This is a genomic window from Priestia sp. JSM ZJ58, assembly GCF_044383985.1.
Classification (GTDB): domain Bacteria; phylum Bacillota; class Bacilli; order Bacillales; family Bacillaceae_H; genus Priestia; species Priestia zanthoxyli.
Map to the genome: position 1 here is coordinate 66,202 of NZ_JBISEM010000004.1, position 26,680 is coordinate 92,881.

The window sequence follows — 26,680 nt, forward strand, 5'->3', positions numbered from 1 at the left end:
AATAGGATGCTTTACTTTAGCAAGTAGAAAAGGCCTTCAATTGAAGGGCCTTTTTTATATCGAAAATTAGTATTAAGGCAACTGCTTTTATGTAGTGTGAAAATGATGAAATATGGGAAAAGGAGAGGGTTAGTATGAAGATAGTTACTTTAACGGAAAATGAAATTTCTTCCCTAAAACAATTATATGGAGACATTCACTTTAATGATATCACACTTATAGATAAATTCTTTGTAAAAGGCGCTCTAGATCGGTTTAATCGAATTTTAAGTGAAGAGGAAGCACAACAGTTGCTAACTAATAAATACCAAAATAGGCTTGATGAAACTAATTACATAAATTGTTTTAATAAAATTTTTGAATTATGTGCTAAACAGGAGGTGTACGTACATTGTGCGGATCTATTTCATAATAGCGTAACCTCTTATAAAAGAATTCTTCCCAGAAAGGAATACCGTTATATTTTATTACTAAAGCAGGTCATAAAAGGAGAATTTATTCGAACGAATGATAGGAGAGTTTTAGAATTTTTATTTAGACTCTCGTTAGATACAAGCAGCTTCTCAAATTTTTTCTTTCCATCAATCTCTACAGTAATAATAGGTAATTATGATATGTCAATCCCGGTTTTCTGTAAAGATCATCAAACCATAACAAAATTAGAAAATATAGCTCATACATCAGGATTGTATATTAGAAGATAAATGATATTGTGATGAGGAATAGTTTATGAAATATACGATATAGAAATTTTGTATTGGTGTCGTTAAAAAATATCAACTCAAAGAAACCCCTTGATTTTATTCATTAACTTTTTTAAACAAAATTAAATACATAGTCCGTAAAAGTATACGTTTAGGGACTTTTGTTTTAGATATAAAATCTATCGTTTCCATTGTTCAATTAAGTTTGAAAATAAATGACGAACGTCTTCTAAAAACTATACACTTTTACGAACGTTTCTGATAGGAAAATAGATTAAGCTAATGGTTTGCCGTTGTTAAACATGACTGTTAGAACCTATATTCTTAAGAGTTAGTTTGTAGATCTCCTTCAACAAATAAATAAAACAGTTTTTGTGCTCGCTTTAGGGTTTATAAGTATGAAATAACAAGAGGATTATCAATACATGGAGTAAATATATTCATTATTTCACTTTATCTATCAATCTCGTATAAACAACGTCAAAAAGGAGAATAATGTTTAAAGAGGAGAAAAGATAAAGGGGTTGATTTTTAATGAAAAATAATGTGTTTAACGAAAATGGTCCAATTTTACGTGATGAAATGCTGGCTGAATTGTTTTTGGATCAAACGATGAACGACTTCAAAAGAAGTAAGATCCTTAAGGAAATAGACCAGTCTTTAAAGAATAAAGATAAACAAGCTTTTTTACGTTTAACAGAAGAACTTAAATCTGTATCTTAATAAAAACGATGTAATATAGAAGAAATTCATTAAAAAGAAGCCTTCTTTTTTAAAGACTGAGGCTTCTTTTTATTTCTTTTTAAATCAACATAAGTAATATTTCTAAAATCAAAAAAGAACCAAGATGACTCATTAAAATGAGCATAAACAGGCAATAAAATAAAAGAAATTACTTTCATTACTAAGGGTCATTTCTTTTATTCCTAAAAGTCCTGGAGGTTATATTAAATTCCAACAGGTATTCTCACTAAATTCTAGAAATATTAATTATCAAAATTCCGTATAAATATTTCCAATTGTGATAAAGTAAGGTGATTAAATGGAACGAAAGAAGTTTATTGAACACATTGATAAGTTAATAGAACAATCTGATGCGTGGAGAAAGGATGCAGAGAAAAGGGAAGACTTGAACAGTGCATGTTTTTACCAAGGCGAGGTCAAAGCTTATGAGAGAGTAAAGAGATTGGTTAATCAGCAGTTACATGCATAAATAAAAATTACAACCCTAACTCAGAAATGAGGAAGGTTTGCCTTATTTCTTTTTCTAGTTTACATAAGATAAATTATAGGAACCGATTAAAATAAATTTCATTATTTAAATTTGGAATTTATTTTAGTTGATCTAATTTTACTCTCTGCATTATACGCTTTACTCTTTGCTTTTGCTACTTCTGTTTTAAATATAGAATCCTCTATATTTAGATACTTTTCTTCACATCAAATTCTCGTCATTCACACAAGGAAACGCAACCTTCTGCCGAACTTCTGAAGTGAGTTGATTTGCAGTTATCGTATCACCCACTAACCTTATCTGGAAATTGAGCATAGTAATAATTTTGTGGGACTAATTCCTGCAGTAGCCGTCAGTCGTGTCTTTAGATAAACCTCATGAATGATTCTTTTGTAATTTATAAACATCATATAAGAGTATTAAAAGCTAGTATAATGGTCTTAAAATAGAATTCTAATGAAATAATCTATTATTAATTATGCGTTAAGTTCAATGTTTAAGCTCTTTCTTGGCACTAGTTGATCTATAAAAGAGATTGTAGTCCTCATTTATACAGTGTACAATTACACGTTCATCAATATCTGATTTTTGGTTCTGATGCATAAATTTTTAACACACCCGCAACTAATCTCCAATTTTTAGAAATTCTGATACCATTACTCTAAAAAAAGCGCATGATTAGTATGAAAAACCAATATTTCTAATTAAAGCCTACTGTAAACAGTCCTCCCTTATCTGCTGATCTGCCTATTGTACTATTAAAAGCGTTTTAGTTTTTAATGACGTTCGTAATTTGTTTTTTTACTTAAAAGAACGATAGAAATGGTAGATTTGTTATATAAAAGGAAAGTCAGTAAACGTATACTTTGTTGAACACAATTCATTCATAGAACTAATTGCAAATTTAGTATCATAGGGTTTTTGAGAATACATAATTATATATTAGCTGGGACAAGTGTTTTGACTGTAGTATTTAGTGTGTTTAGCTACATTAAGCGCCTTCTTGTTACATGCAGGAGTGGTTTGGTAATTTCTTTTTGCGCCTAGCTATCTAAAATTTGCTCTAACGGGGAAAGATATTTCTCAAAGTGCACGTCCTGAATTTAGGGTATAATGATCTAGTTTAACGCCCTGAATTTCAAGGTAAATCATCCTACTAAAATATTTTTTTGGTATTTTTACCTAATTATTTAGTTCATATGATATTCTATTTATATATTAATAAGCAAGGATGGATAATATGTTGAAAAATTCTATAAATGTTCCTAATCCTATAATAGATGCAGCGATTAACGGCAACTTAGTATTCTTTATTGGTTCAGGTTTTTCTAAGGACTTTGGTTATCCCGATTGGAAAGGACTTGTGGAAGGTATCTTAGGTAATCTTATTTATGAGGATTCCGGATACGAGCCATACCGGACTCTCCTTAAAAGTGGAAAGATGACAGTATTAGATGTTTTAGAACAAATCAAAAATGAAAAAAGAGTTATTGGAGATGCAATACATAATACTTTCTCCTATGATAAAAGTAAGAATCATCTCTTAGAGAAGCATAAAAAGTTATTTAGTATCTCGAAAAAAATCATTACAACTAATTATGATAAACTACTTGAGAATGCCACTGAAGAAGATATATCTTCGTTTTCGTACAATAATACCCATATGGTGGCTCAACTACCTTCTAAAAACGCCTATATATATAAGATACATGGAGATTATTTAGAGGCTGACAATTGTATTTTATTGAAAGAAGATTATGAAAATTTATACAGTAAAGATAATGCTGCACTTACACAGTTTAAAAATATAATAATTAATAATTGTGTCGTTTTTATAGGTTTTAGTATGAGCGACCCCTATGTAACTAATCTTTTTGAATATATTAATGAAATATTTCATGGTTACCACGCGAAAAGTTATATTGTAACAGTAAATGACGACGACTTTTCTAAATATAATGTTAAAAGAATCAAGTTAGAAAATTATGATCAGATTAACCTGTTTTTAGACAGTTTATCGAATCTAGCTGGAAGTAATTCGAATTTAATTTCTTCTATTAAGAGCCAGGATAAAAAACAAGAAGTCCATCAAGAGTTATTTGGACAAATTTATAAGCTACTAGCTGACTTGGTTTTAATAAGAACATTAAATCCTCTTCCATTGTACTTAAGGTCATTCGAATCAATCAAAAAATATCTGAATGAATTAAAATTAAATGTTCCTGAAGAATTAGTGATCTCATGTAAGCCCCTTTTTGACAGTTATGAGAGTGTAAATGAAAAAGTAAGTGAGGAAATTAGTGATAAACTGCACAATGACATTCTATCTAGCACAGCTGATCTAGCAGAATCAATTTTACTTGAAGATTTAAAACCGAAAGTCAGAGATACTATAGATTTCTTGGGTGTAAATGCTCTTTGTTTTTCTGACAATATTTTATTTAAAGCGCAAGACCTACTTAAACTAATGTTTGTTTGTGTAGATGATGAGGTAGAATTTGATAAAGAATCACATGAAAATCTGCTGATTTTGCGTGACGAATTGTACCGTATGATATGGGAAGAACTTTCAAAAGAGAATTAACGAAAGAACCAGTTATAACACACTTCTCAAATTAGTTTTTAAATATTACAGATAATTCGTCATCTACTGACGGTACAAAAAGTTTGTATTTAACTAAAGCAGATCAAACAGTATGGATATAAAACCCTGCGGGTTCTGAAAATGAGTTATAAAGAAAACAACAATATGGTGAGAATTATAAAGCTTGGGATGATTTATTAAATGAAATCTACGTTGTATTAAAAATACAATTATCTTTTTCAGAAATGAGTAAACTTCAAGCTGATCAACCTCAATGGATTAAGTCTAGGGATACAGCTGCTCAAAAAACCTTTAATGAAGAAGCTGGAGGTATTTTTATCTCAAGCTGAACAAGTTCGTACATTATGGGAAGTTACTAAAGACTGTTGCTACTTTTTAATTAATAAATATATGAAGTAATTAATAAACTGAGATAGACTTCACTGAGGAGTCTATCTTTCTTTGTAGAATAAGGTTATTAGTAAAGTCAAAGGAGTTTATTTATGTCTAAAAAATATACTGAGGATAACTACAAAGAGTGGGAAGACCTTTATAATGAAGGTAAGAATTACGTAGAGATTGGAGCTTCATTTAATGCAGATCCATCATATATTAGAAAGGTTTTAATTCAAAAAGGCGTTGCTACTAGAAACCCTGTTAGATTTACGGAAGAGGACTTTTTAATGTGGGAAAGGCTATACCAAGATGGAAGATCCTTTGATGCTGTAGGTAAAGAATACGAGGTTTCTGGGGGTTATGTGAGAAAGATATTGAAAAAAAGAGGGGTTGAGGCCCGATCAAAATCTTCATTTTCCGAAGAAGATTTTAATAGATGGGTGGCGTTATACAATGAAGGGGTCTCCATAAAGGATAGTGCTTTAGAATATAAATCAGATTTTAGAACAATTAAAAAAAAGATTGAACCCCATGTGAAAATACGAGTTAACGGTGCAAAAATAAGTAAGGAAGAAAAAGAAGAATGGATTGATCTTTACCAATACGGGTTTAGCATTAATGAGATTGGAAAACTGTATGATATTAGCAGGCAAGTGGTAACAATATTTTTGAACAGTAATGATGTTGATACTTCACGCGGCATAAATATGACTGCTGATTTAATAAGGGAATGGGAAGAAAAACATTTAGGAGGATGGTCTATACATAAAATTGCTGTTACATATGGATGTGATTCGAGTACAGTTAAGAGTTATTTTGATAAAAATAATATTGAATATACTCTAAGGGAGGCCATAGTACCTGATCCTCCAACTGAAGAGGAGTTGAAAAGGTGGGAACAGATGTATAGTGAGAGAGTTTCAGCAGATAAAATAGCCGAAATTGAAGGTGTAGATAGGAAAAGAATTCGTTATTTCCTAAATAAGATGGGGGTTGAATTAAGAACATCAAATGAGGCTAAACTATCTAAACCCCATCTGTTAAATGCTGAACCTTCTTATATTCAAAAGCAAGTTATCATAGGAAGTCTTTTAGGTGATGGCTGTGCCGATACAAGAGGAAGATTAATAATTGGTCATTCTGAAAAGCAAGTAGAGTGGTTAGAGCAAAAAAGAGATTGGCTAGGTGAACTCGTTTATGACAATGGTATTAAACGATCAGTTAAGAACGGTTATAAAATAGGAAGTATTAAGTACACTCTGAATACTGTTCCAAATCAGTTTATTAAGAAACTAAGGGCAGAATCGTACCTATCAACTGGAGGGAGAGATATATCCTCGTTAATTCCTCACGTAGATGCTTTAGCGTTGGCTGTTTTATTTGGGGATGATGGCCATTATATGAATAGAGGAAGAGGATCTGGAGGTATAAGTACTTATGGATTTTCTGAAGAACAAAACGCATTATTAGCAGAACATTTACACACTAAACTAAACATTGACTGTAAAGTTTCTAGACATAAAAAAGTTTTTGAAGATAAAGGTAAAAAATTTTATTATGGTATTTATATTCGGAGTTCAGGAATGCAAGTAATGAGAGAGCTTATAGCACCATACTTGCCAAATTCGATGAAATACAAAATAGGGTTAAACAGGTAAACGAGATACGAAACATATCCTTAGTGTTATTATTTGAGTGGTAAAGTTTTACTTCAATCTTGAGTTTAGGTAACATAGCAGTAGGAAAAGTCGATGTAATTAGCTTATATTACCATAATCATTTGCATACACTAAAGTATTCAATAAATACAAAGATGGTATGCAGGTGAGCAAAAAGGGGAACATTGCTACCAACAGATTTTTCGCCAATTTTAAAGGCATTTCTCATTTATCATGTTAACTAGTATGTTAGAATGAGATCTTTATTTCTTGAATTTTTTTAATATTATTAACTTATACGTTATAATATAATTACATACACATTTAGTGTAATTGCACTTTTTCTAGGAAAGAGCAGCCTGTATATGATGGTTGCTCTTTTAGTATTTGTATGGAAGAGATTCAACAAAAGGAGCTAGTAATTAACTTGGTTTAGAGAATTCACACTAAGAGATGTAAGAAAGAAAAGAATTAAAAATGAAATAAGAAAAGATTATTATGTTAAATATAATTTTCATTTAATTTTTTTAAGGCTATAGCTGACAATACTATTCTCTATTTTGAAGTAGTTGTTTCTTATGTTAGGTAACATAGACGTTGTATATAGCAATATCTTTTTGGGAGGGAAAATACAGTTTATAAGTTATTGGAAAAAATAATTTTATGTGAGGAAATATTACTAAAAAGGTAATAGAGAATTCGGAGTTCATGGAAATGAACTTGAGGGCTGGGAGGATTAGGTTTAGAAAAAATAATTTTTATAACCGGTATAACGGAAACTTCATTACATGAAGGCAATGAGTTTAAATGAAAAATCAACATATTCTTTAAGGGTTGAAATTAGAAGCGAAGGGAAATTTTTTACCCAAGATAAAACTTCTTTGAACTGAATAAATAGTTCCTTCTCAAAGGAATATCTAGGTTTATGAAACAATATATAAATTGAAATTTGAAAAATTTATACTACTTTGATTAAGTAAGGTAAAATAGAGAATTATTGGGGAAATTCCTCATCTATATTTTAACTATTATTATTTACGGAGGTCACTAATGACAGATAATGTTTTTAATGTATTCAATACTAAAGCTACGGCTGTGGAGAAAACTCCAGATAGAGAGTATTTGGTTAATAAAGCGTTAAACGGTGAGTATAACCTGCTTATTGATCAAGCTAGATATCCTTTGCAAAATCTTCCTTTAATTTTTTCTAATTATAATTTAACTCCAGATTACCAAAGGAAGAGAGTATGGGATACTAAAAGGAAGTCCAAATTAATTGAAAGTTGCTTAGTGAATGTTCCTATCCCGCCGGTCTTTCTATACGAGACGGATTTTAACAAGTATGAAGTAATGGATGGATTACAAAGAATTTCAACAATAATAAGTTTCTATAACAATGATTTTAAGTTAGAAGGATTGGAGTTATGGAGTGAAATTAATGGACTTGGTTATAATGAGCTGCCTGAAGAACTAAGAAACCTGATTAATCGTCGTTACCTATCTGCAATTATTATTTTGAAAGAATCAAACAAAAGTAAAGAGAGAGAAATGGAATTAAAGCAATTTGTATTTGAAAGGCTAAATACTGGAGGAATGGAACTCTCGCCACATGAGATTCGAAATGCACTTCACCCTTCAAGTTTTAATAATATGATTAATGATATTGCAGAAAGTCCTAAATTTAAATTAATGATTAGCAATTCTGAAGATGAACTCATTCGTATGGAAGATAGAGAGTTAATTTTAAGGTTTTTTGCATTTAAGAGTGCCATCTATTGTAATTATAGAAAGGGAATAAAAGTTACTTTAGATAATTATGCTATTGAAGCCAAAGATTTTAAAGAAGATGAAGTTGATTACGCACATGATTATTTTATAAGCATTATCGACTCAGTATATGAAGTTTATGGAGAAAAAGCATTCAAAAAAAGTTCAAAAAGTAAGTTTGAAAAAATGATTTTTGATACTGTAATGCTTGCTTTCTCAAAACTTGTAGATAATGGGGTGGATTTAAGTTTGTTAAATAAGGTAAATGCAGTAGAAAAGAAAAACGAGTTATTCAAAAATAGAAAGGATGCATTCAACGGAAAATATACAGCTTTAGTCAATGTGGAAAATAGAGTAAATATTATGTATGAATTTTTAATTGGAGAAATTAATGAATGAGCAAAGAGTTTGCCTTCGAGGCCTATGAAGAGTTAAATAAATCATTGATGTTAAAAGATTTTTATCAATCTGATCGATTAGAGAAAATAATCGTTAAGAATTATATTCTTTCTTTCTATACAATTTGGGAGACTTACGCTAAAAAGAAGGTTTATGACACTTATATTGATTATGATTATCTATTGCATACAGAAGATTTCATAAAAAAATATTTAAAGAAAAGTTTTGGTAAGCAGTACCTCTCAAATATGTTCTTGAAAGATCTTAAAGATACAAAGGTAAAAAAAGATATTTTATGTCAATCGAACAATCTTACTTGGAGTGAGTTTGAGGAATTATTGTTAATGATTGATTTTGACAAAAATTCTCTAACGGAATTTATAGATGAGTCTCAAGATCTAGCTAGTTTGGTGGAAACTTTAAAAAACCTCGGCTTAATGCCTGTACAAGATACTATTGGAAGTAGCACCTCAGATTCTGTTAAGGGCTACCTCTCTCTTGTAGTAAATATACGAAATACAATTTCCCATACATATAAAATGGAAATTGATGAAAAGTTGAATACCAAGCAAATGATATTATTAATTCACTTGTTTAAATGCCTTATCGGCGTAATTGAACAATATTTCGATAGTGAAATTTCTAAAAAATACCTTGATGCTAATATTGCTGAACAAGTAATGCCAGTACTTAGCGTAGTTAAAGGGTGCAATTCATCTGGGACACAAGAGGCAATACTAGAAGTTGAACTGACAGATGAAAAAATCAATCTTTCTAATGAAAAATTAATTATTCAGAGCTCTTCGAACAAGGGATATTGTGACATAACTGGTATAAGAATTGGTGATGTAAAGTTAAGAAAATTACCTTTACGTAGAACTTGTACTATCTCGGTGAGACCTACTATTAAAATTAGGAAGAGTGGTCAATACCATTTATGTATTGGTGTTCAAAAGGAATCCGAAGGCGTTAATATTATCCAGTATGTCTTAGGCGAAACAAATTCATAGAATAAAAGAATTTATTTTAAACTAAAGTAATAATCTAAAAATGTAGAACTTGTTGTGAAAAGTTAATTCTAATAAGTTCTACATTTTTAATTTCTAAAAGCTTGTTTTTTTCTCCACACTAATAAGTATTTTAATAAATATAATCTAGCAAAAGCTAAATTCCAGACTATAATCTTATAAATATATATAAATCTTAAAAAATGCTAAAAAAATAATGGAGACGATTAAAAAACCTTTGCTTAAAACAGAAGAAAAGTTTTTTACATCATTTTCCATAATTATAAATAATCTTTGACTGTTATCTTGAAACTGCTCATCCTTTAAATGAAGTCCAAAACTTTTTAACATAATCTTTTTCTACAGCAATCTGCAGCTGATCGTAATCAAGTGACTTGTTTTCCATGCATTGTAGCAAACGCGTATTTCTATTTTCTAGCCGTACAATATCTTCTTCTGATGGAAGACGGTTAGACTTTTTGGAATTTTCCCCTTTATGACAGTAAACTAAATTCCATAGATCATCAGAAAACATATAAGACCACGGTATAACATGATCAACAGAGACATCCGTATCATTAATGACTTCACCACAATAAAAGCATTTGCGTTGGCCATCTTCAAACATTAAATCAAGGTGCTTATGAAATTTTTTTAGAGAGGCCCTTTTAATGTTATCTTCATCTATTGCTCTTACCTTTCTCGAAATCTTTGGACTATAATTAAATCCTTCTAGCATTTGTGTCCACCTATAATTTATAAAGGTAACTAGAAAATCACTATGTTCTTTAAGCTTCAGTACATTCTGCTTACTAAAAGCCACAATTCTATTGCTACTATCTAAATTGTATATTTCATAGGTATATCCATTAAGTTCTTTAAACCGCCAACATACATTTTCCCTTAATGTATTTGTTATATTTTTCACTGTTTTTTCATATTGTTTTTCTAATTTAAGTGAGTAAAAGTCTATCTTCTCAAATCTTATTGGCTGTAAATTTCCTCTCTTACAAAAAAACTCTTGAATCAGTTCTTTAGTAGACGTAATTATCTTAGGCGGTTTCTTGAAACTAGGACTTTGTATAAGATCGAAGTAAATGGTTTGATTCCAATAATACTTTAAACAAAGTTTCGCTATCTCACCAAAATCAAAAGCAATAGTTTCCACTTCAGTATCTTCATTAATGTTTAGAGATAACTCCACTAGCGCCTTACTCCATGCCATTTTATACGTATTGTCAAAATTACAATTTAGTATTAAGTCATGCCATTGTTTAATATAACTATCCACTGTGTTCCCTCTCAGTTTAAATAAAATAATTAGTCAGATTCACTCTTTATAATGTGGAATTGCCATTGTAGCCACTCTATTCCATAGAGAAAAGCGCGACTAATGAGGTGATTCCATCTTTACTATTTGTGATAATGCAATAGGGATGCCCTATTTCTTCATTGCACCCCTTTCTCATATGCTCGCCCTATTACTATTTAAGAACCACTTATATGTGTCAATCTTTCCTTGAAATATGCCTCTAATTTTTTATTACGGCAATATACATAGCAACCTTTCATCCCACGGGAAAGTAATGTCTTATAGACATTTTTTACGAGCTCAGTTAGCTGTTCATTATCATTTTTCAATCCTCTTTTCCCCATTTTATCTTTATACTCAGAATAATCCGCGTATAGATAGCCTGAGGCATTATCATACTTAAGGTCATTGCCTATTATTATACCAACGTAATCGAATTCAAGACCTTGTGAAGTATGTACACAGCCAATTTGATTTATTCCATCTGCTTTTATAGCCCACGTAGTGGATAAAGAACGTGCATTCCAAGGCATACTAAAATGATGTTCAGCTATTTTTACATCATTTATTTCTCCATTTCCATTGCCTTGCTTTTGAGATGTCCAGTCCCAAGCATACCCAGCTAACATTCTTGCATTGTATCCTTCATCATTTTTTTCTTTAACCTTCGCATATACCTCTTGAGGTGTATCCAAGACCTTAAATTCAAATGCTTGTTTATCCCACCCGTTGAAATTTCCCGTTTCTTCTATCTGAAGTGCGTCTTTTGTCCAATTAATGAATCCATCTGCTCCAGCACATCTAAATTGAGCTTCTAACTCAACTTCATGGACCTCTGAATCATATTGAGCTGCTACTCGTTTAATTTCATCTACGGTTCCTATGTCTTCCGGTCGAATTCTTTGTGTATCATCAACAAAGAAGATACTGGTTTGAGCAGTTTTTATCATATCTTCAACTTGATTTTCTCCCTTGTATTGAAAGGCACCTTTTCTTTTTAAGCGATGTGCTTCATCAATAATCAGTACATCGAAAGAATTAGACTTGCAGTTATAATATTGTCCTGATCCTGAAAATAACCCTTTTATACGTGCTCTATCCATCGGATTTTCTTTAATTAACCTTTCAAGCATTACTTCTCTAAAGGAGGCATTAGGAGCTATAAATTTAGCATTAAAACCTCTATTAAGTAGCGTTCCTAATGAATTTATTGAGATAACGGATTTTCCAGTACCTGGTCCACCCTTTACAATTATTGTTTTTTTAGTTTCTTGTTGGGTAACTAAACTCATAATGGTTTCATAAGCTACTTTTTGTTCATCTAGTAAAACAAACTCCTGATTTCCTTTGAACAAACCACTAACATGATCAATTAATTTCTGGGAAGGTCTTATTTTTCCTGTTGCGATAGTATGAAGGATATCCATTCCATCGCCCTCTCCTACGAGGTTGAAAAGATGTTCTTGTAGGTTTTTATAATCATTTGAAAAGAAGATAGGAGACTCTTCAACATAATCGCTGTACTGTTCTTCTTTGAGAGGTTCCGGTTCTCTTTCAATATAATTGTGTAGATAAGCACAGGAGTATCCATTTAAATTATTCGTATGTATGCCTTCATTTAAATTAATTAGGTGCTCCTTATAGGACCAAGCTTGATATGAAGGATGTGCTACCTGTTTGTTTCCACCACCCACATATGTGATAACATCCTTTTTCTCTGTTGCATTAGCAGAACTCCACTGCTTTAGTTCTATAATGACAAAATTTTCATTTCCCTTTTTATCAAGGCCGGCTACGATGAAGTCTACCCTCATTCTTGTATTGGGAATATTAAACTCGATAAAGATCCCACAGTCGTCAGCTATACCAGAATTACGGATGATCCTCTCCATAAATTGCATTGAATTATTCCACGATGTCTTTTCAGAAGATCCTGGATATCGGCCTGTCTTTTCTTTAAAAGCTTTTTCTATATTTGTTGTAATCTCATTGGCGTCTACAGCGTTTCTAAATTCTATTGCATTACTTACATAAATAATCACTAAACATACACCCCGCAATTAGTCTTCTAAACTATTAGTAATGAACCACTTTCAAATTCTATAACTCATTGTATTTTTTGTTACTTCCATACGCTTTTTCTACTGGATATTTTTCAGCATTTTTCTGAAGTTTTGCCTCCGCGGCTTTTTCTAGATCAACATTTAGCTCTTCACTTAGCATCAGCAAATAAATCAATACATCAGCCATTTCATCTTTTATATTGTCAATGTTTTTAGCAATTGCTTCTTTGTCACTCTTCCATTGAAAATTTTCAAGAAGTTCACTTGCCTCTAATGATAAAGAAATGGCTAAATCCTTAGTATTGTGAAACTTCCCCCATCCACGATCATCTCTGAATTTTATAGCTCTTTCTTGTAAATGCTTCATTGTTCTGCTCCTTTAAGAGATATACCATATACTCGCTTGAGCTCAGAAAAATTAATTTCTATGCCTATATTCTCTAGACGCTCTTTACGCTGATCATATAATTTTCTTAGTAGTTTTTCCTTATCTGCATCCGTGCCTAAATGGATAAGACGATGACACAATGGGCAAAGGCTTATTAGGTTTGCTTGTTGGTCTAAGTCGTATTGAAACTCACCTTGCTTCCCCATTGGGATGAGGTGATGTGATTCAACGTAAGGCATGTTAGTAGACTTTGAAATAAAAGTTTTATGAGATGAATCAATTTCACATGTATAATTTGAAAGCATCAATGCCTTCGAGGCTTTAGCTGCATTTCGTATCCATTGCTTTTTACCGCCTTTATTAACTATTGGCTCAGGTCGATCTTTTTTCTCCTCTTCCTCATAGACATCTTGAGGTTTTTTAGAAACAGCAGACTTCTGAACTGCTAATTGAAACTCTTCTTCACTGAACTTATCCTCTGGATATAAGCCATCTTCATATAACAATATGTAATCATTAAACTGTTCTATAGACCGGTTACCAATGAGCCCTATTACTTCCCTATAAGTCAGTAGTAATCCCTGTAAATCATTAATAATTTCTTCTTCACTTGGTAAATTATCAATGTCATAATAACGACCAAAAATGTGTCCTAGCTCATATCCTCTGGCAAGATCACCTTTACCCTTTAAGTCAATGTTTAAAAGCTTCATGTTATAAGGTACAGTATTAAGTTTATCTCGAACAATAGAAGCTGTTTTTCGAATTTTTTCTCTACCTATTTTTGTTCCGTACTTATCTTTAAAATAGGTCCATCCCTGGTTTAAACTAATATACACTCCACCTCCATCAGCATTGAACAAATAGACAATATAGTAACCCCTGGTAGCCGAGATAGTTAAATCTTTTATAAAGATACAAAGCCATGGTATCTCCGCCCACTGACCTTGTCCAACTGAGCCGACCAAATGATATACATTAGGGTCTAGGCTAGCCCCTTTGATTAGGGCTTGTTTCATTTTATTCCTCAAAACCTCTCCCATGAAGTGCCCTTTTAAGCTTTCTGTTTTAGCTTGTTGATACTCGCTCATAACACTATTCAACATATTACGGATCTGTAAATCAAAATCACTAGTAACGGTATGACCAATACTTCGATCAATTTTGCTTTTATTCAACGTCAATTCCTCCTATGGTTGCATACTTAAATACTTGATTTATTCTTGATTTGTTAGGATTTTATAAGATTGTAATTCATGTTTGAAACTCATATATATTCTCTCTGGAGCCTTTTTACTATGGGAATATCAGCAGGAGCAAAATCAAACCCTGCTAATTCTTTTATAGTAATCCATTTTACATCATCATGAACAATTGGTGTGACCTCGCCATTCACAATCTCTGCCCAATAGAATAATAGATGAATGGGCTGATCTTTGAAGCCATATACATTGTCGTCATAAAAAGAGCCAATTTCTACTTCTACTCGTAACTCTTCTCTTATCTCCCTTACTAAACACTCTTCAGGGGTTTCACCAGGTTCCAACTTACCGCCAGGGAATTCCCATTTGCCGGCCAAAGGGTCTTTTGAATGCCTTTGAGCGATTAATAGTTGATCTTTCTCTTTTATAATTGCAGCCACAACTTTCTTCATAAGAACACCTTCTTTAAATTTCCTGTATGGTTTTTCCTTTATTTTACCTGAATACAGTGTTCGTTCTCAATGCGGGCGATTTTGTTAATTGCCATTACTCCTAATGATCTTGTTGTTTTGTCACAAAGGCTACCCTTTTTAACCTTTTAGAAATAAACAGAAAAAAATCACTTGTTCGAATTTACTTTAATCTCCATAAAAAGTAACAAATTTAAATTCAAAAGGAAATTATTGCTATGATAATAAGTATGGCTCTTTTAATATAACTATAGGAATACAGTGAATAATAGTTATATTCTCCGGTAAAAACTTAAAAGATGCTAATTAGTTTCAATATATATAGGGGGAGAAAAGAATAAAAAAAATGTTATTTGCTATGGCTATGTGTGGAATGTTGGTTGCTTGCTCAAGTACCACAGAAGACACTGCAACTAGTGAGGAAGTAAAGAAAGAGGAAACAAAGCCACAAAAAGAAACTAAACCTGAAGAGGATATGACCAATACAGAATCAAAAGAAATAACATCAAAAACTGGGGAACCTAAAGAAGAAAAAGAGCCTTCTACTGTAGATGAAAGTCAATTCAATATGTACGCTGGAAGCTTGACAGGTGGTCCGTTCATTACTACCACTGAGTTACAAGATGGAAACAAAGCTATTGTTAAATATGCTGATTCATTCGCAACCTACAAAGTAGAAAATCCAAATAGCTCTGTAACAGAAGATGATTACAAGATGTATTTTGAAAGTGGAGACGCAATTCAAAAGATCATGGTAGGAGAGCCAGCGAGATTGCTAAAACAATTTAAAGGTTTAGAATCAGTATCACTAACTTTACCGTTTGAAGGCAAAATATACTCTACAGAAATTACACGAGAAGAGTTGAACAGCTACTTAGGTTTTAAGATTGAGAGTTTAGGTGAAGATAGTGAGGCATGGAGAACTAAGTTTTCAGATGAATATATTTATAACGAGACTAAACGACAAGAGATGTTTAATAAGTTTGTGAAGACTCAATAATAACTCATCAGAGTGAGTATAAAAAGACATTATGCACCGGGCTTCTAGAGGATTCTTCTAGGGTTGCAATATAAAATGATGTCGAGAGAGAGAAAAGAAATGATAGATTTTTTAGATGTTATTGGTTTATTAGAATTTATAGTGTTTTTAATTTGGGGAATTGTTAGAGCTATACGAAAGAAGAAAGCTAAAAAATATTTCTTAATCTCTGTTGGCAGTTTAATTCTTTTTTTAGTTTTTGCAGTTATTGGTGGACAACAAATGCAAAAATAAAAGGAAGCGCAACAAGCTAAAGAGGCTAAAATGCAAGCTGAAAGAGAAACAAGAATTGAGAAGAAAACAGCCACTACAGCTAGTGCAACTGCAAAGCCTACGCTTAAGTTTGTAGAAGAAGCAGGAATCATTTATAAAATGGTAGGGGAAACAAGAAGTGCAGATGTTGATATGACTAAAGCCAAATTCATTAAAACAAGCGTTATGAAAGTTTATCTTACTACTAAGATGAAAGATCATGTTTACATGTATGCTGATGTAGATAAATCGGGAGAATGGGTTCAAGCAACATTTGATCATAAAGACAGTGTAGTTAAGAAAGTGGAGATGAGCCCCAACCTAGAAAAGGCTCAAGCTCAACAACAGCAGCAACAATCTCAGACAGTGTACTTTAAAAACTGTACGTAGGCTAGGGCAGCAGGAGCAGCACCTGTTTACCAAGGACAACCGGGTTACGCTAAACATCTAGACCTTGATGGTGATGGATGTGATCAGTAATAACTCATTAAAATGAGCAGAAACAGGTAATATAATAAAAGAAGACCTCAAGTACTGGAGGTCTTCTTTTATTCCTCTAGGTTCCATCTCTTTTTCCTCATTTCGATATTATCACTTTGTATTATTAATCTTATTAACAGATAGGTATAGTTTCTGTTATCTGGTATATATTCTTAAATTTATCCAACATTAACTACTTTTTCTAGTAAGATATTGAAATTTAGAGTATAATGTCCTTACCTGAGAGGAAGGGAGGAGAAGCTGTGAACGTGGGGGATGTTTACTCTCTACTTCAGGAAGTAAGTTTCCTTAAATCATATTTAGATGTGATTACTTTTGTTTTGTTCATTGGTATTTTCATTTGTTCAAGTATCTGGATCCCTATGCAATTCAAGGGAAAGCACCTTGCTAACAAGGGACTAAAACTAGATAATGAGATCAAACGTCTGGAAATTCTGACAAAAGAAAAAAAGATACCTGGACCAAAAAAAGGGCCCAAGAACAAGACTAAGTAACGTCTAGTACTAAGGCAATTTACAAACTGAAATTTAGAGAATACTTATCAAAATAAGTAACATAAACTACTGGTGAGGGTAGCTGGAACTATCCTCGCTAGAATGTTACTTTTTAGATAGTATAACACGTTCACAAATAAATATGCTTAGTTGGAACAAACTACTAATTTTATGGATGTTGACACTACTGATGTCTATCTTAGCATTCCAAACTTCTCAATCTACCCTTGCACGTACAACGCTGTTATTAAGTATCGTAGCTTCAGTTTTAGTTATTGTAGCTTATTACTTAATTCAGTATCGGAATAGAAATGACAAGGAGGGAAGAGAAAGTTAAAAGGGAAAGATGACAGGATTGGGTTATCTTTTAGAGATCGCTTAGCAAAAAGAAGAGTTTTAAGGATTATTATTTGAAAAATATTTATAATCAATAGGTGAAATTAGGATACTTTTAGAGAATTCTACATTCCAGATAATAATGAGTTATCTGGAATGTATGAGGTAATTTAAGGAATTGGCATTACAGATAATTCTATATTATCTGTAATGTACAGGGGAATCTAAAGAGCACAAACCCTTGATAATACAGAGTTTGTCCGTACTGCACAGGATACTTCTAGAGAATTCTACATTGCAGATAATTCTATATTATCTGCAATGTACGGGGGAATCTAAAGAGCACAAACCCTTGATAATACAGAGTTTGTCCGTACTGTACAGGATACTTCTAGGCAATTCTACATTCCAGATAACTCATTGTTATCTGGAATGTATGAAGTAATCTAAGGAATTGGCATTACAGATAATATAGAATTATTTGTAATGCCAATAGAACACTGGGGAGCATTTAGAATAATATAAAAGAATCTTCAATAGAAATTCATAAAATTTTCTATTGAAAACATTAAATTTAAGTTAAATTCAGAAATATAGTTTCTGAATTTAGTTACTACCACCTTAGACTATGAAGTAATATATTCAGAAACCCTAATGATGTACAATACAACATCTAAATGATAAAACTTATTCTCTTAATACAAATCTAAGGGGACATATTCGTTTTGAAGATCTTCTAATGAACAAAAAGGACGTAACTGTTTAGGCAGTTGCGTTCTTTTTGTTAAGAGTGAGAAAGTAGCACATTTACTATTTTAATGAATGGAATAAATATAAAATTCTATTTTATCCATTTTATATTTAAAATAACATGTAAAAAATGTATAAAATATAGGTAATTAAAATCGAATCTTTTTTATTATAATATGTTAATATTTATATATATTTGAAAATATTGAGGTGGAGAAAATGATTACTGTTTTAAGTGCATTTGGTATGTGGACATTAGGAGCTGCATCAGGGGGAGTAGTTGGGAATCTTTCTTACGATGGGGTCAAGAAGCTTAACAAATCTTTTAAAGAACGTTTTAAGAAATACTATAAAAGCGAAGAAGAAGCAGAGGTTCATTTAGAATTAATGAGTACAGCACAATCCACTAATCCTAAAAAACCTTTTAGAGATGTCGAAGATACATTTGAAGATATTATGAGTACAGAACTACCGAAAGGTTTTATAGAAGAGTTTAAAGAGTGGATATTAGAGAACCAAGAAGTTTTACTAAATTCTGTTCAAAATAATTCTAATAGCTTTAATATAGGCTCACAAAGTGCTCAGGGCGATATAAATAATGTTAATGGAACTCAAATAGTTAACAGAGGAACAACTGGAGTAAGAAATGAATGAATTTTGACATTAACCAACAGCAAGCTGGAACTATAAATAATGTTAATGGTGCTCAAATCCACTATCATGATCATCTCATCATAATAGATCCTGTAGAAATGGCGAACTTAATCGATAGTTTTTATAGTCACGTAGATGGTTTCTGTGAAGCTATCCAAGATACCAGTAGTTTGAAAAGAACTAAAATAGAAAAGAAAAATGAATTAAACGGTATGAGTAACTATTATTATGAAACATCAATAAAGGAATATTTTATAAGTTTTATGCAAGTAAAGGAATTTCTCGGCGATCCAATAAATATTAAACATAAGAGAAGATACAATTATATTAGAAGGGAAATTAATTCAAAGCTTGCTGCTTATAAAGAAAGGTTTCCTAACTTTGATCAAGCTATAGAACATCTCACATCTAATTATATTGAAAGAATTAATGGAGATTTTGAAAAAAAGGAACTTGTACGAACATTTATTGCATATATGTATTTCATGTGCGAAATTGGCAAAACAATTGATGAGGAGGGGGAGGTTTAAATTCTAATACCTGATAAGCATCTTGATCCTACCAAATCTCTGTTATTCAGAACGGGTAAATTAATTGAAATTCTTCAAGAAGAAGATTTTCAGCGCTTTAAAGAAGTATTTGAAAAATATAAAGTAAGGAATAGAAATGCTGATTTTATGAGTTTCGTTCTATCATTGAATCTATTGTTTAGCTTAGGTAAAATTGAGTACATTAAAGAAAAAGATGTAATAGGATTGATTAAAAATGAAACTTAACAAACTTTATAGTTCGCACCCAGAGTATTTTGAAACAATAAACTTTAACAAGGGTTTAAATATTGTTTTAGCTGAAGTTAGAGATCCAAGTAACACTTCGCGTTCAACGCATGATTTAGGAAAGTCATTACTTGCTTCCTTGATTGATTACTGTTTATTAAAAGAAATAAAGAAGGATTTCTTTCTTTATAAACATTATGATAGGTTCGAAGAATTTACCTTTTATTTAGAAATTGCTTTGGATAATGGTCACTTTTGTACTATTAAGAGATCAGTAAAAAGAAAGTCGAAAATTTTTATCAATGTATCTTCTGAGGAGAAAACTTATAATTTTAATTCCCTATGGGATTTTAATGAAGGTATTAAAAAGGCAAAAGAATATTTAGATAAGCTTTTATCCTTTGAAATCCTACCCAATAAGAGTTATAGAACCTTAATATCTTATTTCTTAAGGGACCAAGCAAGTTTTATGGATGTATTTAGGCTTTCTAAGTTTTCAAGAAGTAATGATATTGAATGGAAACCAATTGTAGCTGAACTACTTGGAATAGATTCTAAGAATATTATTACTAAATATACTCTTGATAATCAAACATCTCAAATAAATTCTGATATTAAAAAAGCATCAAAAAATGAATTACAGTCAAAGGAACAAGAAGATAAATTCAAAACAGTTTTGAGAATTAAGAAAGAGCTTGTAAATCAAAAGGAAACCGAGCTTAATAGTTTAAATTTTAAAAAGAGTGATAATGATAAAATCGAAAAATTAGTTAATTATCTTGATAAAAGAATTCAAGTTTTATTAAAAGAAAACTATTACAAGGCATCACAAATAAAAAACGCAGAAGATGCTTTAATAAATTATGAGGAAATAAATTTAGAAGAAATACAAAATTTATATAAGGAAATAGGTGTGTATTTTCAAGGACAGATCGTGAGAGATTATAAAGATTTAATAGAGTTCAATAATCAAATTTTTGAAGAAAGAAATGAGATACTGAAAGAAATTTTGAAAGAATCAAGACAAAAATATGAGATGAATTCTAAAGAAATTAAAATTTTAAATGATGAAAAGAGCAATTATTTAACCTATATAACAAGTAAAGATTCATTTGAGAAGCTTTATTTGTTAGAAAAAGAAATAATTGATCTTAAAGTTCAAGTTGAGCAATTAGAAGAAAAACTAAGTAATATTGATACTACTCATAATTTAGAAATAGAGAAACAAAATGTTGAAACTAATATATCTAAAGCAGTATTGGAATTAAAAAAGGATATTTACAAGGAGAATCATATACTAAATTCAATAAGAAAACATTTTTCTGATATTATTGTTAGAGTATTAGGTGATGCTGCCACAATAAGTGTTTCTCTTAATAATAAAAAAAATATTGAGTTTAAACCTGAAATATTTGATTTAGAATTAAATTCTGAAAGTAGTAAAGATAAAGGTACAACTTATAAAAAATTGATGTGTTGTGCCTTTGACTTAGCATTATTAGCTACATATTCTAATAATAGATTCTTTCATTTTGTCTACCACGATAGTATATTTGATGGTTTGGATAAGAGGCAAAAAGAAAATTTGATACAAGTAATAAATTACTATATTAGTAAATATAACATCCAATACATTTTTTCAACTATAGAAGACGAACTTCCACCTTCTTTATCTCACTTTGAAGTGAAAATGGGCTTAGTAAGTAGTAATGTGGTCATAAAGACACTTCATGATTACGGTAATGAAGGAAGATTGTTCAAAATGGATTCTTTTTAAGTTATCTTAAATAAGAATACTAAATACTGGTATACATGTAACGTAAAGAACGATACCTAAAATTAAAAGTTCATAAAGTATTGAGCAAATACAAAGATATTGGTAGTAATGATTAAGTAGTTTAAATGAGGTGATCCTATTTTTGGACATGAATTTGGGATAAATCCGACAGTTCTAATTACAAGTAGCCCAGAGTTTGCAAATGATTTTACTGATGCAGGTTTTTATGGAATAGGTTATATAAGTATTCCTGATCATGTATTAGAAAATAAAACTCTAGAAATTGGATTAATCTTTGATAATAATAACTATGCAGAGAAGGCCTTTGCAAACTTAATGGGATGGATCAACGCATCGGATAACGACGGCGATGCAGTAGGATTTGATTTTGTGGAATCCCGAGACGGTAGTTATACAATATGTATCTATCCAGAAACTGATAGATTAATGGAGAGAAATATCCCACATCTATTGAAAAATTGGATAAATCCTACAGTAGCTTCTGTGACTTATTGCAAAAAGATTGATCATGTAAGTGATAATTATATTAAGTTTAAAAAAGCTGCGAAATTTTCAAGTTTGAAAATACACTTGATAAAAAACAATAGTTTGATCAATGGAGGATCATTTGTAAAAAAGAATATAAACTTTTTTTTTGAAGATACCATTCCTTCAGATTCTATACTTTATGGAATTTTTCACTCTCGAAACCAGCAGTTAGATAGCAAATTGAAAGAAAGTAGAACAGAATTCAAGAAAAAAATTAAAGAAGATTTAAATGAAAGAAGAATGGAAAAGATAAAGTATTTCTTTCCTATATCTTACGAAAAAATTAATAACAACGAGAAGCTAAAGGGTATTATTACTGAGTTAAAAATTAAATACCCTTACTCTTCCATCATACAAGCTATTTGTAATATAGTTTTAGATTACAGGTTAGCTAGGGAAAATCATCAGGAAATAATAGCCAACAAAGAAAATTTTCATATTAATATTCTAAATTATTTATTAGAGAATTATGAAGATTTTAACAGTCAGTTTCCGGATTTTAATCAGATAAAAATAGAAGATATTGAGAAACAAATAGAACTTGATTCTAATAATTGTGAGAATTTATTAAAGGAGGAGTAATTTATGGAACCAACAATAGTCGGTGCTTTCACAGGTTGGGTCATTAACGGAGTTGTATCTGGTATAACAGCTAATTTAACTTATGATAAAATGAAACAACTTAAACCTAAATTTGTAGAGAGGTTTAAAGCTTTTTTTGACAGCTCTGAACAAACTGAAGAATACTTTAAGTGTATTGGGGAAACAGTTTCAAAAAATGTTAATAAACCAATTAGAGATATAGAGGACTCATATGAGTTAGTTGCTAAACAGAACCTTCCAGATTCCTTTATTTCAATTTTTAGAGAATGGATATTAGAAAATAAAGAAGATATTAATAAAATGGCTTCATCACTTAATGCAAACTCATTAAATATCGGAACTCAGAATGCAGGAAGAGATATTATAAATGTACAAGGCAGACAAACCATAAATAACTATGGTGGTGATAAGTGAGGCCAAGTGGTACTATGCACCAAGAAGCTCAAAGAGATATTTATAATGTTTCCGGAGACTTAACAATCAATAACTATTATTTAGATGAAAAGAAAAAGATCCTGATAAAAGATACTGCTAAGAATCAGGAAACCATTAATTACGTTAAAAACCTAAATATTTCATTTGAGGAAAAAAAGATAATAAATAGAAAAGTTTATTTTGAGGAATTAGACATTGCATTAAAGGAAGACAAACAGGTTCTTATTTTTGGAGAGCCTGGGGTAGGAAAAACAGCAATATTAAATGAAATTTCTTTAAATAAAGAAGCAATTTATGTTTCAATGAAGAACATGTCTCCACTTAGAATGATGCACTATTTAATAAATAGCATTTCAGTAAAGTTAGGCTTAGAGTTCGATAATGATTGCAACATAGAAGCATCTATGTTGCAATTTGAAGAGCTTCTAGCGAAGACGGAATTGCTTTTTCTCATTGATGACTGCGAAGCTTATCTGGAATTTGTAGCCAGTATAATTGATGTAGAAAAGTTTAGGAATAACTTTATTTTTGTTTCTAGAAATAAAAATGTCATTTCTAAATATCCAATTCAAAAAGTGCATATTAAGCCATTAAATGAAGAAGAAATTAGGGAATTTCTATTTTTACATAATGTAAACTTAAAAACAGCAACTTTAAATGAAGTTATAGATGCTTCAAATGGAAATCCTTTATTTTTATATTATTTTATTAAGTATCAAATAACACCAATACCAAGAGGATTGCAGGCATTTCAAGAAGCTATCTGGAATAATATTGATGATGTACAAAAGAATATCCTGAGTTTAGTGTCGGTTTGTATCTTTCCAATTGAATTAAATATCTTGAATTTAACTATCAACCGACTTCACAATATTAAATTGAATCCTCTACAATTCAATAAAGAGTTAGCAAAGATATCAGCTTTACTCACAATTAATGACGGTAAATATGAGTTATTTCACCCTTTCTTTTCAGACTTTATTAAGCAGAAACTCGATAACTCTGGACTAAGTAATTGGTATAAAGAGGAACTAGGAAAAATATTTTTTGATAAAGGGAATTATATTGATGCTATCCCTCTCTTGATGGACATTAATGATAAGGATATTTATCCAGAGTTGCTTAATGTATTTCCCCATTATATAGAATGGGGATATTGGGATCTTGCTATTTCAGTGCTAAACAAATTTCTTACTTTAAATGAAGATAAACTATCAGTAGAATATGGTTATGCTCATTACCATTTGAGCAATTGTTATAGACATCAGGGAGTTATATATTTAACCAGAACACATATAGATGAGGCTATAAGAGTATTTACTGAAATTGAGAACCAAGATTGGCTTTCAATAGCCCTTATTTGGAAAGCTTTAGATTGGGCTGAGGAAGGCAAATTAAAAGAAGCACATAAACTAGCTAATGAGATATTTCTAAATAAACCTTCTAATGAACACATCGAGGCCACTTTATTAATAAATTTAGCTAAACTGTACATTGAGACACTAGATTTTGAAAATGGTGCTGAGGCATCTAAAAAGGCTTATGAGATATTTAAGAAATATAAGGACACAAAAGGCTTGATTACAAGCTTAGTGAATTTATCGGTTTGTTTGGTTAAATTAAATCAGCTTGATGTAGCTTTAGATTATAGCAATTCATTATTAGATTTTGCTACTGATAATGATGATGAGATGTTGGAAGGAATAGTACTAAATACGATTACTATTTGTCACAGGAAATTGGGGAATATGGCTGAGGCTAAAAAAGCCTGTATGCAGTGTATAAAGATTTGGAGCAGACAAAACCAAAAGCAGAAAGTAGCTATGAATATTATAAACTTAGGTAACGTCTACAGGGACGAAAAAAACTACCTAGAAGCTGAAACCTACTATCAAGAAGGACTAGAGTTAGCTATAGAGATTAATTTTCAAAAAGAACAAGGCCGAGCGTATGAATTATTATCAAATATTTATAGAGAGCAAGAGAGATATGAAGAGGCTATTAGTTTCGCAATAAAAGCTATAGAAAAAAGTGAAGCTGCTGGTGATTATTATAGAGTTGCCGAAGCGTTTATTGAAAAGGCAATAAGCTATGAAAAAATTGGAGAATATGAGAATGCTATTAGTGCTTATCAAGAATCTATAGAACTCTATCTAGAAACAAAAACATATAATGAAATAATTTATCCTCTAATTAATATTATAAAATTATATACTATATTAGAAGAAAGTGAAGGATTAAAGTATCAATATGAACAAACCCTTTCTCTCATTAAGGAAGAAATCTTAACTGTAAATTGTGAGGAAATTGAACGACTATTGAAAGCAATTAAGAATAATTACAGTAAGAACAAGTATCTTAATCTATATGAACTGCTTCTTATTAAAACAATTGAGAAAAACTATTACATCTCTTCTAGATTGATATTAAGCTTTATTTCAGATTGCAAAGAGAATTTAAAGTTAGGAAGAGAAAAGTTCAAAGATTTTTGTATAGAATTAACAAAACATCTTAACATTGAAAGGTATCAAAACATTTTAGCGTTGTGTTTTGAACAATCTGGAGTTTTGCTAGACTATGATGAACTATCTTACCTATTTGAAAGCGTAGTTTATAACTTAAGAGGTATTCATTATAGGGAATTAACTGATGGAGATATATTAATTACATTTTCATGGTTCTCTGGAAAGATGTTTCAAATTAGAGCGAACAGTGAGAACCTACAAGAGTTAAAAGTAAGTATAGCTATAGCGCTTATTTTAAAGTCGAACGAAATCTTATTCAATAAGTGTATAAAATTATATAAAGAAGATAATTTCACAATTTATGTTATTAATCAGTCAGTATTGAATGAAAACGTAAAGGAACTACCTACTGAAGCAATCGATTATGAAAGACCAGCAATTTTTTTCGAAAGAGAGACACTCGATACTTTTCAACCAATTATATTGTTAGATGATTATGGTAAGTTAACAGATTACACACTGAATCCAGAAAATAAAGCATTTGTTTGGGTACTAATAATGTTATTTGAAATTGTCTATAGTCATTTTACCCATAGTGATTTGGGAAAAGCAGACAATGAAATATTTAGAAAAACTTTTATTAATAATGTTTTGGATGTATTTATTATAGATGATATTGAAGATCCTCATAAGGAAGTTCTTAGAGATATCTTAGATGCTGGACTTTATGACTTAAAGAATGAATGAAATGAAACTATTGTACCTATTGCCCGAAGACAATCTATAAATAAGTCTCTGTTTAATAACAGAGACTTATCAAATGAGTACTCAAGAAATTCATCTAGAATATAGAACTAAGGGAATA

The 26,680-nt window shown here is 30.8% G+C and carries 24 protein-coding genes and 2 pseudogenes; 21 read left to right on the forward strand and 5 right to left on the reverse strand.

Annotated features, from left to right (window positions below):
• Positions 1-134 precede the first annotated feature (134 nt).
• The 8 genes and pseudogenes from ACH6EI_RS24370 to ACH6EI_RS24405 all read left to right on the forward strand — a co-directional run bounded on the left by ACH6EI_RS24370 (position 135) and on the right by ACH6EI_RS24405 (position 9,752).
• Entirely contained in the window at positions 135-704 is a 570-nt protein-coding gene (locus ACH6EI_RS24370) for a hypothetical protein (protein WP_108674930.1), read from the forward strand.
• Positions 705-1,238: 534 nt separating this feature from the next.
• Complete coding sequence (locus ACH6EI_RS24375; RefSeq protein ID WP_108674977.1) at positions 1,239-1,427, forward strand: IDEAL domain-containing protein; 189 nt, start codon at positions 1,239-1,241, stop codon at positions 1,425-1,427.
• Positions 1,428-1,746: 319 nt separating this feature from the next.
• Entirely contained in the window at positions 1,747-1,917 is a 171-nt protein-coding gene (locus tag ACH6EI_RS24380; protein WP_189643565.1) for a hypothetical protein, read from the forward strand.
• A gap of 1,261 nt (positions 1,918-3,178) precedes the next feature.
• On the forward strand, positions 3,179-4,522 hold the full coding sequence (locus ACH6EI_RS24385; protein ID WP_397378260.1) for an SIR2 family protein: 1,344 nt from the start codon (positions 3,179-3,181) through the stop codon (positions 4,520-4,522).
• A gap of 170 nt (positions 4,523-4,692) precedes the next feature.
• Positions 4,693-4,872 (forward strand): annotated as a pseudogene (locus tag ACH6EI_RS24390) (lysozyme inhibitor LprI family protein); the annotation flags it as partial.
• Positions 4,873-5,025: 153 nt separating this feature from the next.
• Positions 5,026-6,576, forward strand: a complete 1,551-nt coding sequence (locus tag ACH6EI_RS24395; RefSeq protein WP_397378262.1) for a hypothetical protein — start codon at positions 5,026-5,028, stop codon at positions 6,574-6,576.
• A gap of 1,050 nt (positions 6,577-7,626) precedes the next feature.
• Positions 7,627-8,742: a GmrSD restriction endonuclease domain-containing protein gene (locus tag ACH6EI_RS24400; protein ID WP_397378264.1), complete on the forward strand. Its 1,116-nt coding sequence runs from the start codon at positions 7,627-7,629 to the stop codon at positions 8,740-8,742.
• A complete protein-coding gene (locus tag ACH6EI_RS24405) occupies positions 8,739-9,752 on the forward strand; it encodes a hypothetical protein (protein WP_397378266.1) in 1,014 nt (337 codons plus the stop codon). Before ACH6EI_RS24400 ends, ACH6EI_RS24405 begins: the two co-directional genes overlap by 4 nt.
• 313 nt (positions 9,753-10,065) lie before the next feature.
• Here ACH6EI_RS24405 and ACH6EI_RS24410 read toward each other — a convergent pair whose 3' ends face one another.
• The 5 genes from ACH6EI_RS24410 to mutT all read right to left on the reverse strand — a co-directional run bounded on the left by ACH6EI_RS24410 (position 10,066) and on the right by mutT (position 15,166).
• Positions 10,066-11,040, reverse strand: a complete 975-nt coding sequence (locus ACH6EI_RS24410; RefSeq protein ID WP_397378268.1) for an HNH endonuclease domain-containing protein — start codon at positions 11,038-11,040, stop codon at positions 10,066-10,068.
• A gap of 197 nt (positions 11,041-11,237) precedes the next feature.
• Positions 11,238-13,103 carry a DNA/RNA helicase domain-containing protein gene (locus tag ACH6EI_RS24415; protein ID WP_397378270.1) on the reverse strand — a complete coding sequence of 622 codons (1,866 nt, stop codon included), beginning with the start codon at positions 13,101-13,103 and terminating at the stop codon, positions 11,238-11,240.
• A gap of 58 nt (positions 13,104-13,161) precedes the next feature.
• Positions 13,162-13,491 carry a nucleotide pyrophosphohydrolase gene (locus ACH6EI_RS24420; RefSeq protein WP_397378272.1) on the reverse strand — a complete coding sequence of 110 codons (330 nt, stop codon included), beginning with the start codon at positions 13,489-13,491 and terminating at the stop codon, positions 13,162-13,164.
• On the reverse strand, positions 13,488-14,618 hold the full coding sequence (locus tag ACH6EI_RS24425; protein ID WP_397378328.1) for an MrcB family domain-containing protein: 1,131 nt from the start codon (positions 14,616-14,618) through the stop codon (positions 13,488-13,490). The genes ACH6EI_RS24420 and ACH6EI_RS24425 overlap by 4 nt, the downstream gene beginning before the upstream one ends.
• Positions 14,619-14,779: 161 nt before the next feature.
• Complete coding sequence (gene mutT, locus ACH6EI_RS24430; RefSeq protein WP_397378274.1) at positions 14,780-15,166, reverse strand: 8-oxo-dGTP diphosphatase MutT; 387 nt, start codon at positions 15,164-15,166, stop codon at positions 14,780-14,782.
• Positions 15,167-15,530: 364 nt separating this feature from the next.
• Between mutT and ACH6EI_RS24435 the strand changes: the two genes are divergently transcribed.
• The 13 genes and pseudogenes from ACH6EI_RS24435 (at position 15,531) to ACH6EI_RS24495 (ending at position 26,562) form a co-directional block, all read left to right on the forward strand.
• Complete coding sequence (locus tag ACH6EI_RS24435; protein ID WP_397378276.1) at positions 15,531-16,184, forward strand: hypothetical protein; 654 nt, start codon at positions 15,531-15,533, stop codon at positions 16,182-16,184.
• Positions 16,185-16,247: 63 nt separating this feature from the next.
• A complete protein-coding gene (locus ACH6EI_RS24440; RefSeq protein ID WP_397378278.1) occupies positions 16,248-16,457 on the forward strand; it encodes a hypothetical protein in 210 nt (69 codons plus the stop codon).
• A gap of 30 nt (positions 16,458-16,487) precedes the next feature.
• A complete protein-coding gene (locus tag ACH6EI_RS24445; protein WP_397378280.1) occupies positions 16,488-16,865 on the forward strand; it encodes a hypothetical protein in 378 nt (125 codons plus the stop codon).
• 12 nt (positions 16,866-16,877) lie between these two features.
• Positions 16,878-16,955: pseudogene (locus tag ACH6EI_RS24450) on the forward strand (excalibur calcium-binding domain-containing protein); the annotation flags it as partial.
• A gap of 263 nt (positions 16,956-17,218) precedes the next feature.
• Positions 17,219-17,470: a hypothetical protein gene (locus ACH6EI_RS24455; protein WP_397378282.1), complete on the forward strand. Its 252-nt coding sequence runs from the start codon at positions 17,219-17,221 to the stop codon at positions 17,468-17,470.
• A gap of 190 nt (positions 17,471-17,660) precedes the next feature.
• Positions 17,661-17,807 (forward strand): hypothetical protein, encoded by a 147-nt coding sequence (locus ACH6EI_RS24460; RefSeq protein WP_397378284.1) that lies wholly within the window; start codon positions 17,661-17,663, stop codon positions 17,805-17,807.
• 968 nt (positions 17,808-18,775) lie between these two features.
• Positions 18,776-19,210, forward strand: a complete 435-nt coding sequence (locus ACH6EI_RS24465; protein ID WP_397378286.1) for a hypothetical protein — start codon at positions 18,776-18,778, stop codon at positions 19,208-19,210.
• The gene (locus ACH6EI_RS24470) at positions 19,207-19,740 is read left to right on the forward strand and encodes an ABC-three component system protein (protein WP_397378287.1); all 534 of its coding nucleotides are present in this window, start codon (positions 19,207-19,209) and stop codon (positions 19,738-19,740) included. The genes ACH6EI_RS24465 and ACH6EI_RS24470 overlap by 4 nt, the downstream gene beginning before the upstream one ends.
• 6 nt (positions 19,741-19,746) lie before the next feature.
• Positions 19,747-19,986, forward strand: coding sequence for an ABC-three component system middle component 6 (locus tag ACH6EI_RS24475; protein ID WP_397378330.1), 240 nt, complete (start codon positions 19,747-19,749; stop codon positions 19,984-19,986).
• A complete protein-coding gene (locus tag ACH6EI_RS24480) occupies positions 19,976-21,763 on the forward strand; it encodes a DUF2326 domain-containing protein (RefSeq protein ID WP_397378289.1) in 1,788 nt (595 codons plus the stop codon). The genes ACH6EI_RS24475 and ACH6EI_RS24480 overlap by 11 nt, the downstream gene beginning before the upstream one ends.
• A gap of 336 nt (positions 21,764-22,099) precedes the next feature.
• Positions 22,100-22,894, forward strand: coding sequence for a hypothetical protein (locus ACH6EI_RS24485; RefSeq protein WP_397378290.1), 795 nt, complete (start codon positions 22,100-22,102; stop codon positions 22,892-22,894).
• Between the two features lie 3 nt (positions 22,895-22,897).
• Complete coding sequence (locus ACH6EI_RS24490; protein WP_397378292.1) at positions 22,898-23,329, forward strand: hypothetical protein; 432 nt, start codon at positions 22,898-22,900, stop codon at positions 23,327-23,329.
• Complete coding sequence (locus tag ACH6EI_RS24495; RefSeq protein WP_397378294.1) at positions 23,326-26,562, forward strand: tetratricopeptide repeat protein; 3,237 nt, start codon at positions 23,326-23,328, stop codon at positions 26,560-26,562. The genes ACH6EI_RS24490 and ACH6EI_RS24495 overlap by 4 nt, the downstream gene beginning before the upstream one ends.
• Positions 26,563-26,680 lie beyond the last annotated feature (118 nt).